At 30.6% G+C, this 11,797-nt stretch carries 8 protein-coding genes; 4 read left to right on the top strand and 4 right to left on the bottom strand.

The annotated features are described in order from the left end of the window. The first annotated feature begins 13 nt into the window (after positions 1–13). From AC2TEO_RS05495 to AC2TEO_RS05480, 4 genes are all read left to right on the top strand, one after another. The gene (locus tag AC2TEO_RS05495; protein WP_442267156.1) at positions 14–931 is read left to right on the top strand and encodes a PorP/SprF family type IX secretion system membrane protein; all 918 of its coding nucleotides are present in this window, start codon (positions 14–16) and stop codon (positions 929–931) included. An 18-nt stretch (positions 932–949) separates the two neighbouring features. Then, the gene (locus AC2TEO_RS05490; RefSeq protein ID WP_442267155.1) at positions 950–2,917 is read left to right on the top strand and encodes an OmpA family protein; all 1,968 of its coding nucleotides are present in this window, start codon (positions 950–952) and stop codon (positions 2,915–2,917) included. A gap of 90 nt (positions 2,918–3,007) precedes the next feature. After that, positions 3,008–4,840, top strand: coding sequence for a DUF885 domain-containing protein (locus AC2TEO_RS05485; RefSeq protein WP_442267154.1), 1,833 nt, complete (start codon positions 3,008–3,010; stop codon positions 4,838–4,840). A 107-nt stretch (positions 4,841–4,947) separates the two neighbouring features. Then, positions 4,948–5,595 carry a peroxiredoxin-like family protein gene (locus AC2TEO_RS05480; RefSeq protein WP_442267153.1) on the top strand — a complete coding sequence of 216 codons (648 nt, stop codon included), beginning with the start codon at positions 4,948–4,950 and terminating at the stop codon, positions 5,593–5,595. A 43-nt stretch (positions 5,596–5,638) separates the two neighbouring features. On the opposite strand, the gene AC2TEO_RS05475 is transcribed toward AC2TEO_RS05480, so the two are convergent. From AC2TEO_RS05475 to AC2TEO_RS05460, 4 genes are all read right to left on the bottom strand, one after another. Next, positions 5,639–6,358 carry a DUF4369 domain-containing protein gene (locus AC2TEO_RS05475; protein ID WP_442267152.1) on the bottom strand — a complete coding sequence of 240 codons (720 nt, stop codon included), beginning with the start codon at positions 6,356–6,358 and terminating at the stop codon, positions 5,639–5,641. Between the two features lie 35 nt (positions 6,359–6,393). After that, on the bottom strand, positions 6,394–7,662 hold the full coding sequence (locus AC2TEO_RS05470) for a DUF819 family protein (protein ID WP_442267151.1): 1,269 nt from the start codon (positions 7,660–7,662) through the stop codon (positions 6,394–6,396). 39 nt (positions 7,663–7,701) lie between these two features. Next, positions 7,702–8,376 carry a DUF2490 domain-containing protein gene (locus AC2TEO_RS05465; RefSeq protein ID WP_442267150.1) on the bottom strand — a complete coding sequence of 225 codons (675 nt, stop codon included), beginning with the start codon at positions 8,374–8,376 and terminating at the stop codon, positions 7,702–7,704. A gap of 140 nt (positions 8,377–8,516) precedes the next feature. Then, positions 8,517–11,717 (bottom strand): VPS10 domain-containing protein, encoded by a 3,201-nt coding sequence (locus AC2TEO_RS05460; protein ID WP_442267149.1) that lies wholly within the window; start codon positions 11,715–11,717, stop codon positions 8,517–8,519. Positions 11,718–11,797: the final 80 nt, after the last annotated feature.

Genomic DNA, 11,797 nt, shown 5'->3' with positions numbered 1-11,797 from the left:
AAATCATTATACAATGAAAAACATCATAAAGTATACAGTTGCCTTATTACTATTTGTAACTAATGCAATAAATGCGCAACAAGACCCACAGTTTACACAATATATGTATAATACAATGAGTGTTAACCCAGCCTATGTTGGTACAAACGGACATACTATTATTACAGCTATTGCCAGAACACAATGGGTTGGAGTAAATGGTGCTCCAGATTCACAAACACTAAGCTTCGATACTTCACTTGGAACAAGTGGAGTAGGCTTAGGTATTAATTTAATTAATGATGAAATTGGACCAGCAAGAGAGTTGTCTTTAGATGCAAATATTTCTTATGGCGTTAAATTAAGTGAAGATGCAAATTTGTCATTTGGTTTAAAACTAGGAGGACGAAGTTTAAATGTAGATCCTAGAAGAGGAAATCCAGAAGCACAATCCGATCAGTTATTAGGAGTTTTAGATCGTTTATTGCCTACAATTGGAGCTGGAGTATTTTATTATAAACCCAAATGGTATTTAGGTGCTGCTGTACCAAATATTTTACGAACTGAACATTATGATGATACTTTTAATGGAGGAAATGTAGCAACAGAACGTTTACACTTTTTCTTAATTGGTGGTTACGTTTTTGATTTAAGTGAATCAGTGAAATTTAAACCTGCAACATTAGTAAAAGTGGTAAAAGGTGCGCCTTTATCACTTGATCTTTCTGCTAATTTTCTTTTTAATGAAAAATTTAATGCAGGTGTAGCATGGAGATGGGATGATTCTATAAGTACACTTCTAGGTTTTAGATTTGCAAAAAACTTTAATTTAGGTTTTGCTTATGATCTCACTACATCTAATTATAGTAATTATAATTCAGGAACTTACGAATTAATGTTACGTTGGGAAGGTTCACCTAAGATAACAACGAAATCGCCAAGATTCTTCTAATCATTAAAATTTATACTGATGAGAAAAGTACTATTTATACTATCCATTTTTAGCATAGCTGTTAGTTTCGCACAGTTAAGAACTGCTGATCGTTACTTTAAAGAGTTTGCATATAAAAAAACAGCAGATATGTACCTCGATATTAATAAAAAAGGAGATAATTCTTATTTAGTATTGAGTAGACTTGCCGACTCTTATTATTTTAATAGTGAATTTGAAAAAGCTGTGCCTTGGTATAAAAAACTCATGAAAAATTATCCAAAAGAAGTATCAGTTACTCATATTTTCAGATTCGCACAGTCGTTAAGAAGTACTGGAGATATAAATGAATCAGATTCTTGGCTTTTAAAAATTGAAGATGTGCAACGAGATGATAGCCGACCTAAAGCTTTAGAAAAAAATTCTGATTATTTCAGTGAATACTCAAAAACAAATAACGCATTTTTAAATGTACATAATATATCTTCTAATACGAAATATTCAGATTTTGGAGGGTTTATATATGATGATGTATTTTATTTTTCATCAACAAAACCAGCAGTTGCAGAAGATAAATTAAAAAAGAATGATATTTATAAATGGAATGATCAACCTTTTTTAAATGTGTATAAAACGTATTTAGTAAAGTCCGATAAAAAAACTTTAGAAGTTGAAAATCCAATTAGATTGAATTCAATTAGTACAAGATATCACGAATCTAATGCAGTAATTACTAAAGACGGAAGAACAATGTTTTTTACTAGAGATAATTTCAATGGAAGTTCTCTGAAAGGTGATAAAAAGAATATTTCTCATTTAAAAATCTATAAAGCTAAAAAGGAAGGTAATGAGTGGAAAAATATTAAGGAATTACCTTTTAATAGTGATGATTATTCTATTGGACATCCAGCGTTAAGCCCAGATGAAAAAACTTTGTATTTTGTTTCAGATATGCCTTATGGTTATGGAGAGACTGATATTTATAAAGTTAATATTTACGAAGAAGATGTTTATGGTAAACCAGTTAATCTTGGAAGAGAGATTAATACTGAAGGAAGAGAAATGTTTCCATTTGTTGGAAGTGATAAAACACTATATTTTTCTTCAGATGGTCATTTAGGTTTAGGTGCTTTAGATGTGTTTGAATCTAAAATAGAAAACAATGAATATACTAAGCCTGTAAATCTAGAGAAACCAGTAAATAGTTCTAGAGATGATTTTGCTTTTGTAATTAACGTTGAGAGAACTAATGGATTCTTTTCTTCTAATCGTAGAGGAGGTAAAGGAGATGATGATATTTACAGTTTTACTATTAATAGATGTAAAGAAGATATTGAAGGAATTGTTACTGATTTAAAGTCAGGAGATCCTATTTCTGGAGCATTAGTTCGATTAATTGATGAAAATGGAGAACCTCTTTCTAAACAAGTAACAAAAGCAGATGGAAGTTATAGTTTTAAAAGTATCGATTGTAAAAAAGATTTTACTATAGCAGCTTCAAAAGATGATTATAGAAACGATCAGAAAAAAACTGCTACGCTTAATGTCGATAAAAAAGTAATTACAACAAATTTAACTTTAGAATCTTTAATTGTAGATAAGGAAGGCCAAGAATCTCAAATTGTAATTCATCCAATTTATTTCGATTTTGATTTATATAATATTCGTCAAGATTCTAAATATGAATTAGAAAATATTATTTCAGTGATGAAAAATAATCCAGATATGGTTATTCGAATAGAGTCACATACAGATAGTAGAGGAACAAAAGAGTATAATAGAAATTTATCTAGTAATAGAGCTAAAGCAACCAAAGATTATTTAATCTCTAGAGGGATAGCACCTTCTAGAATTGACAGTGCAGTTGGGTATGGAGAAGATCAATTATTAAATAATTGTAACGATGCGAATCAGAATAAATGTACAGAAGAACAACACCAACGAAATAGAAGATCGTATTTTTATATAGTTAGAGGTGGGAAAAATATCACCTCGAGTAATCAATAAATACATGTATGATAACTTGAAAACGCTTCTTTTTAGAAGCGTTTTTTTATTATTAACTATATTTACTACAATAATCAATTCAAAACTGTAATGAAATTAAATTTTAGTAAAAGTACAATGTTAATTTGTTCTTTATATGTTTTAGGGGCTTGTACAACTGAAGCCAAAAAAGAAGAACCAATTTCTCAAGATACTATTCAACAAGAATCAAAAAAAGTAAATAATTTCTTTCAACAACAATTTACAGCAACATTAGATCGCCACCCAATGTATCAAACGTATTTGGGAATGAATAAAGATGCTGATAAATGGGATGATATTTCTGATGAATTTCAAGACAAAGAATTAGAGTTCACAAAACAAGCTTTACAATGGATTAATGATTCTGTAAACGTAAAAGCATTAGATGAAGCTACTAAATTAAGCTATGACCTTTTTAAACAAAGTTTAGAGGAAACAATTGAAGATGATAAATATAGATTATATTCTTATCCTATAAATCAAATGCATGGTTCTCAGGCAGAAATTCCAGCATTTTTAATTAATATGCATCAAATTAGGTCTAAGAAAGATGCAGAAAACTATATCAGTAGATTAAAAGGAATTGAGCCAATGTTTGCTGAATTGGTTAAAGGATTAAAGAAAAGACAAGAAGCAGGAATTATGATTCCTAAGTTTGTTTTTGCTCGTGTTTTAGATGATTCAAAAAATTTAATTAAAGGTCAGCCTTTCGATACTTCTAACGAGAAAAGTACTTTATTAAATGATTTTGAAAATAAAGTATCTAAATTAGAAATTGATGCAGCTGAAAAATCAACTTTAATTACAGAAGCAAAAAAAGCATTAAAAGAGAATGTTTTTGCAGGGTATACAAATCTAATAAAAACATTAGAAGCACAAGAAAAAGTTGCAAGTACAGACGATGGAGCATGGAAATTTCCTAACGGAGATACTTTCTATAATAATGCTTTAAAAAGAACAACTACAACGAATTTAACAGCAAATGAAATTCATGAAATCGGATTAAAAGAGGTTGCCAGAATTCATGGTGAAATGAATGCTATTAAAGAAAAAGTTGGTTTTAAAGGAAGTTTACAAGACTTTTTTAAATTCATGAAAACAGATAAACAGTTCTACTATGCAGATAGTGATAAAGGTAGAAAAGAATACATGGATAAAGCCGAGTTTATCATCGATAGCATGAAAACTCGTTTAGATGAATTATTTATTACAAAACCAAAAGCTGATTTACAGGTGAAAGCTGTAGAAGCTTTTAGAGAGAAATCTGCTGGAAAAGCGTTTTATCAGCAACCTGCTTTAGATGGTTCTCGACCAGGAACATATTATGCAAATATGTACGATATGGCAAGTATGCCTTCTTATCAAATGGAAGCATTAGCATACCATGAAGGAATTCCTGGACATCATATGCAAATTGCTATCGCTCAAGAATTAAAAAATGTTCCTATGTTTAGAAAATTAGGTCGTTATACGGCTTATGTTGAAGGTTGGGGATTATACTCTGAGTTTATCCCTAAAGAAATGGGATTCTATTCAGATCCATATTCAGATTTTGGTCGTTTAGCAATGGAGTTATGGAGAGCTTGTCGTTTAGTGGTAGATACAGGAATTCATGCCAAAAAATGGACTCGTGAAGAAGGAATCAAATATTATACAGATAATACTCCAAATGCAGAAGCAGATGCTGTTAAAATGGTGGAACGTCATATTGTAATGCCTAGTCAAGCTACGGCTTATAAAATAGGAATGATAAAAATTATCGAGTTACGTGAAAAAGCTAAAAAGGCTTTAGGTGATAAATTTGATATTAGAAAATTCCACGACGTAGTATTAACAAATGGTCCATTGCCATTAAATGTTTTAGAAAACTTAGTTGATAAATATATTTCTTCAGAAAAATAATTCATACTATACATAAAACTAAATGCCGTTGAGTTTTCTCAACGGTTTTTTTTGTAATCATTTTTAAAATTTTCAGACTATAAAACTATATGATAAGTCTAAATAATATGAGTTTAACAGAAGCCTTAGAAGCACGAGTAGCTTTAGGAAGAAAGAAAATACCAACATCTATTTTAGAGGTGATGGATAAAACTACAAACGATTTAATTACACAAGAAATATCAGCTCAAGCGTTTAAAGTGGGAGATACTTTTCCTTCTTTTGAATTACTTAATGTAAAGTCAGAAGAAGTTAATTTAAATAGGGTAAAAGGAGAGAAGGCTACAGTGATTTCTTTTTATAGAGGTGGTTGGTGTCCGTATTGTAATTTAGAGTTACAAGCACTTCAACAAGTATTACCAGAGTTTAAAAGTTTAGGAGCAAATTTAGTCGCAATTTCACCTGAAACACCTAATAGTTCATTAACTACAGAAGAAAAAAATGGATTAACTTTTGAGGTTTTAAGTGATATAGATAATAAATTAGGAAAAGAACTCGGACTAGTTTTTAAATTGGATAAAGAATTAGAAGAAATCTATAGTAACGAATTTAAAATCGATTTAGAAAAGCATAATCAAAATACTACAGCAGAATTACCAATGGCAGCTACTTATGTGATAGATAATAATAATGTAATTCAGTATGCTTTTGGAAAAGAAGATTATACGAAAAGAGCAGAGATTTCTGAAATAAGAAAGGTCTTAGAAAGTATTTAATTATAATCGACAATAAAAAATCCCGCTGCTAAGCGGGATTTTTTTATTTTTTCTGAGTTTTGTTTTCAGATTTTTTAATATCATCTAAAAACTTTTGTAATCGTTTTCCGTAATTAGATGTTTTTATTTTGTCGGTTAAACTGTTATTTATAGTATCTAATAAATATAAATTCGCATCAAATAATTCAGATAAAGCTATATAAGGAGCAGCTTCAGAATCTCCATGTGAGACAGCAAAATTTGTTGTATATAAAAAACGTCTACGAACCATTTTTTTATACGCTTTTTCAAGACTATCTATTGCAGAAGAATCTTTTTTAGCTCTAGCTTCAATATCTTTAGCAATAAAATCTAAACGTTTCATTTTAAATTGTTGGTTGATTTGATTAAAATCATCCATTACTTTCTGATTTTCTGAACCTGTTATTGTTGGTTTAAAACCAAATTGTTCTATATTATCTTCAATAGTAATTTCTCCTTTTTCTCCAAAAAACATTAATTTTTTAGGTTCATTATCACCACTTTTAAAAGTTAAATAATACATTACTGGAGAATCAACATTATCAGAAAGTTCAAACTTATTATCTCCAAATAATTGAATAGAGTCAGAAGTAACTAAAATTGTATCAGCCATTTTCTGTAAGTATAAGGTTCCTTTTTTTAAACCTTTTATTTCACCTTTCACTACCATGTTTCCTTTTTTCTTACCATTACAAGAAAAAGCGATTAGAGAAACAATACAAACTATGATAATTTTTTTCATTGGATCTTTATTTTCGATTGCAAATATGCAGAATTCTATGAAACTTTAGAGGCTATTTCCATTAAAATTGTACATAATATAGCTCCGTAGGTTCCTACAACATAACCAAACACAGCTAATAAAACACCAACTGAGGCTAAAGATGGATGAAAAGCAGCGGCAACAACAGGTGCACTTGCAGCACCTCCAACATTGGCTTGGCTTCCTACAGCTAAGAAGAAATATGGAGCTCTAATCAATTTAGCAACTAAAATTAAAAGCCCTGCATGAATAGCCATCCAAACAAAACCAATAGCAATTAGTCCAGGCTTTTCTAAAATTCCAGATAAATCCATTTTCATTCCTATTGTTGCTACTAATATGTATATAAAAACACTACCAATCTTACTAGCACCAGCACCTTCGTAATTTTTTGCTTTAGTAAAAGAAAGAATAATCCCAACTACAGTTGCTATAGTTACCATCCAAAAGAATTTAGAAGAGAATGAAGATAGTGCTGAAGTTTTATCTGCTACTATTTCAAAATTATTTTTTAAAAATGAAGAAATATTTTCAGCGCCAAAATGAGCAATCCCAACAGTACCAAAAGCTAAAGCTAGAATTATCATTAAATCTGTTAAAGTTGGATTTTTTGTTACACTTTCAGAAAATGAACTTACTTTTTGTTTTAAGTTTTCTATGGCCGAATTATCTGCTTTTAACCATTTGTCAATTTTTTCAGTTTTACCAATACCAATTAAAAGTATGGCCATCCATACGTTTGCTACAACTATATCAACTAAAACCATTCCTCCATATTTTTCTGGATTATATTGGTAAATTTCTAACATAGCTGCTTGGTTTGCACTACCACCAATCCAACTTCCAGCTAATGTAGATAATCCTCTCCATACGGCATCAAAACCAAGTCCTCCAACTGTTTCAGGAGAAAAAATAGAAATTAATAGTATTGCTAAAGGTCCGCCAATTACTATACCTATAGTTCCAGTAAAGAAAATAATTAAAGCTTTTGGACCAAGATTAAAAACAGCTTTTAAATCGATGCTCAAAGTCATTAAAACTAATGCAGCGGGTAATAAAAAACGACTTGCTATATAATAAGTTTTAGATGTGTCTGCTGAAATGATTCCAAATGAATTAAAAATAGCAGGAATTAAATAACACATTAATACACCGGGTACAATTTTATAAAACTTCTTCCAAAAGCCTTGTTTAATACTTTCTGTGTAAAAAACAAAACCAAGAGAAATCATTAAAATTCCAAATACTATAGCATCGTTTGTAAATAAAGGTTGACTTTCCATGGAATTTGATTTGAATTTAGTAAAATTTAAAGGTAAATTTTATTTACCGCTCTTTTTTCTATGATCTGTACTAATAGAAATTCCCATTTGAATTCGATCGAAATTCTGACCTACATCTGTGTTAATACTCATATAACCTAATTGTAATTTTACAACTTTAGATAATTGATATTTTACTCCAGCACCTAACCAATTTTGGTTGTATGATTGTCCTGTAAAATCAAAGAAAACTTCATCATATAAATATGTAGACCATTTATTACTTAAAGGATAGCTTAACCCTAATTGATAACGAATAAAATGTCCTGTTTGTGATCTGAAAAATCGTTGCTCAGCACGTAAGCGATGTGCAAACTTTAAAGGACCCATGTTATGATTTGCTAATAAATCTTCATAAATTCTATGATCTCCAAAAGTTCCTCCATCTACTTCGTAAGATGTATCTGTATTTAAATACGCATATCCTAAAGTAGCACCAAAGGTTTTATTTATTTTATAATTGGCTCCAAAACGACCGATAAACTGTTGCATATCTTCACCAAATTCGAAAAAACGGAAATGTGCCATAGATTTAATACTGAATTTTTCTGATACTCGGTGTGAACCATTATACATATACCAAACTCCTAATTCTTCTACTGGATTAGGTAATGTTGTTTGGGCACTTATATTTGAATTCCAAATTATAATGGCTAATAGAATATATTTTTTCATATTAAATTTACAGGTTGTTTATTTTGAATAAAGTGATAAAAATACAGTTTTTAATATTGTTTATTCTTATCATGTTTTTTTGAATAAAAAAATCCGTTCATTCAAATAAGAATAAACGGATTTTAATGTAGAAGATGTTTCTAGTTTAAAGAAAATACTTTTGTTTCCTTAAAAGGAGAAATAGTAATTTTCTCTACTTCATTTTTGTAAGTTGGCCATTCATTATTAAAGAATGTATTGGTTTCAGTTAAAACTTTATTTAATGATGTTTTAAACTGTTCTATTAACCTTTTTTCAGTTGCAGTTTGTTTACCAAATCTGCTGCTAGAATACCAGTTAGCTGTTCCTAAACGTTGAACTACATTTACTTCTGGGCTTCTAATAATTCCTTGACGTTTATCAACTTTTCCTAAGAATGTATTTAATAAAGTATCAATCTTTTTGATAATCTCTTTTGAAGATTTTATTTGAGCTTCGTACTTCTTTTTATCTTTAGTAGATAATTCTTTTTGATAACCTTCTGCTATTTTTTTACTTTCTACCAATTGTTTCACAGCATCTGCCATAACTTTTTGATGTTTTTGAAGTGTTTTAGAAGTGTTGTATTTCTCATCAATAGCAGCTTGAGATATTTCTAATCTCGGATCGTATTTTACAGTGATATTTGTTTCTGCAGTTTGATCACCAAACGTTGCTTTAATTTTATAAGTTCCAGGTTTAACAGGAACTCCACTTGGTTCAGATTTAGATTTTCTAATTCTTCTTGAAGGACGAGCTACACCTTTTTCATTCATAAACCAAGTTTGAGTATGAATTCCATTTTCTTTTGGTGCTTTTCTCTTTAAAGTTCTTATTAAACGAGTTCCATCATAAATTTCAAACTTAATAGAGTCCCATTTAATTTTCTTCTTGTCTTCGTCTTTTTTCTTAAGGTCTTCTTTAGATTTCTTTACTGGTTTTTTTGTCATTTTAGGCTTGTTCATATAAAACTTGATTCGAGCTCCAAAAGGTCTGTTTTCACCATTATATAATGCATCTGCACCAAAACGACTTCCTGTTGGTTGTTGGTAACTCGCTTGATATGCAGTTGGTGGTGTAAATAAATCGAATTTTTTAGTTAAGATATTTTTATTCGAAGCAATAGCACGTAAAGGACGAATATCATCTAATACCCAAGCAGCTCTACCAAAAGTACCAATCACTAAATCGTGTTCTCTTGGATGTATAACTAAATCTTTTACAGAAACAGTAGGGAATCCCGCTGTCCATTTTGTCCATTTTTTACCAGCGTCTAAAGAAACATATAGCCCATCATCTGTACCTAAGAATAATAAGTTAGACTCTAAAGGGTCTTCAACAATACTTAATGCATAACTTTTTACATCATTTTCATCTACAATTCGTTCCCAAGTTTTTCCGTAGTTTTTAGTTCTATATGCATAAGGTGTGTAGTTAAAACGACGATAATCGTTAGCTACTAATAAAGCCTCTCCTTTATTTTTGTTAGAAGCCTTAACTTGAACAATCCAACTATTTGCTGGTAAACCTTTAATGTTTTTAGAAACATCTGTCCACGTTGAACCACCGTTTTGAGTTACGTGAACTCGTCCATCATCTGTAGCAGTCCAAAGCATATTTTTTTCAACAGGAGAAGGCTCAATAACTAAAACAGTACAGTGATTTTCTGCACCAGTAGCATCAATTGTTAATCCACCACTTTCATGTTGTTTTTGTTTACTTTTATCATCAGTAGTTAAATCTGGAGAAATTACTTCCCAAGTTAAACCTTTATCTGTTGATTTATGTACAAATTGACTTCCGAAGTAAATTGTTGAATTATCAAAAGGATCAATGTTAATTGCTGAATTCCAGTTGAAACGTAATTTTACTTCTGGATCAGGATGTGTTGGTTTTACAGTATAATTGTTTCCAGTTTTGTAATCGTAACGAGAAACAAAACCTTGCTGACTCATAGACCATCCGTAACGAGAATCATCTCTATCTGGAACAACATCAAAACCGTCTCCAAAACTAATTTCTTGCCAATATGAATTACGAATTCCTTGAGCTTTCCATACATAAGCTGGTCCTCTCCAAGAACCGTTGTCTTGCATTCCTCCATAAACATTGTACGGATATTCATTATCTACATTAATATGGTAAAATTGTGCTACAGGTAAGTTTCCTATAAAACGCCAAGTTTTACCACCATCACGGGTAATATTTAAACCACCATCATTTCCATCGATCATGAATTTTCCATTCTCTGGATGAATCCACCAAGCGTGATGATCCGGGTGTACACCATTATTTGCTCCATATGCAGGCATTAATTGCTTGAAACTTTTTCCTCCATCTTGAGAAACATTTACATAAGTGAAAATTGAATATAATCTATTTTCGTTCTGAGGATCAGCATAAATTTCTGAATAATAGAAAGGACGGTTACCAATTCCTGGTTTGTGATTTATTTTTTTCCATTTAAATCCACCATCTTCACTTTTATATAAAGCATTCTTTTTAGATTCTACTAAAGCATAAATTGTATTCGGATTACTTCTAGAAATAGCAACTCCAATTCTTCCTAAATCTCCCTTTGGAAACCCTTCTTTATCGGTTACTTTTTTCCAATTTTCACCACCATCATAGGTAATGTATAGTCCACTTCCTTTTCCTCCAGATTTAAAAAACCAAGGATCACGTTTGTGTTCCCACATCGCAGCAATTAATTTGTTCGGATTCGAAGGATCCATAACTAAATCAGCAGCACCAGTTTTGTTATTACTGTATAAAACTTTTTTCCAAGTTTTACCACCATCTATAGTTTTAAAAACTCCTCTTTCTGGATGTTCTCCCCAAGGAGATCCAATAGCGGCAGCATAAACAATATTAGGATTTGTAGGATCAACAATTACTCTGTGAATGTGACGAGTATTTTCTAATCCCATAGATTTCCATGTTTTACCACCATCTAAAGATTTGTAAATTCCATATCCACCATTTAAACTATTTCTTGGATTTCCTTCTCCAGTTCCAACCCAAATTACACTTGGGTTTGATTGTTGAATAGCAACAGCACCAATAGATGCAGTAACTTCTTTTTCAAAAATAGGTTCCCATTTAATTCCACCAGAAGTAGATTTCCATAAACCACCAGAGGCAGTTCCCACATACATAACATCTGGGTTTTTATGTACGACATCAATAGATGTAACTCTTCCACTCATTCCACCAGGACCAATATTTCTTGGTTTCATATTCTTTAGAACATCCATAGAAAGCTCCTGTGCGGTAACAAAACATGAGATGAATAAAAGTAGAGGTATAATAATTTTTTTCATCGAAAAATGAATTAGTTGATTAAGAAAGCTAAAAATACAGCTTAATGATTTGTAATTTCTTAAAAAACTGTTAATGACTT

The sequence above is a fragment of the Tenacibaculum aquaeponti genome (genome assembly GCF_057221555.1).
The sequence above is the reverse complement of the archived record's forward strand: the minus strand, read 5'-3'. Positions and strand labels throughout refer to the sequence as shown.

Excerpts from the sequence above, each read along its gene's own strand:
- AC2TEO_RS05475 (WP_442267152.1), bottom strand. The coding sequence starts at position 6,358 with ATGAAAAAAATTATCATAGTTTGTATTGTTTCTCTAATCGCTTTTTCT.
- AC2TEO_RS05480 (WP_442267153.1), top strand. The coding sequence starts at position 4,948 with ATGAGTTTAACAGAAGCCTTAGAAGCACGAGTAGCTTTAGGAAGAAAG.
- AC2TEO_RS05495 (WP_442267156.1), top strand. The coding sequence starts at position 14 with ATGAAAAACATCATAAAGTATACAGTTGCCTTATTACTATTTGTAACT.
- AC2TEO_RS05470 (WP_442267151.1), bottom strand. The coding sequence starts at position 7,662 with ATGGAAAGTCAACCTTTATTTACAAACGATGCTATAGTATTTGGAATT.
- AC2TEO_RS05460 (WP_442267149.1), bottom strand. The coding sequence starts at position 11,717 with ATGAAAAAAATTATTATACCTCTACTTTTATTCATCTCATGTTTTGTT.
- AC2TEO_RS05490 (WP_442267155.1), top strand. The coding sequence starts at position 950 with ATGAGAAAAGTACTATTTATACTATCCATTTTTAGCATAGCTGTTAGT.
- AC2TEO_RS05465 (WP_442267150.1), bottom strand. The coding sequence starts at position 8,376 with ATGAAAAAATATATTCTATTAGCCATTATAATTTGGAATTCAAATATA.
- AC2TEO_RS05485 (WP_442267154.1), top strand. The coding sequence starts at position 3,008 with ATGAAATTAAATTTTAGTAAAAGTACAATGTTAATTTGTTCTTTATAT.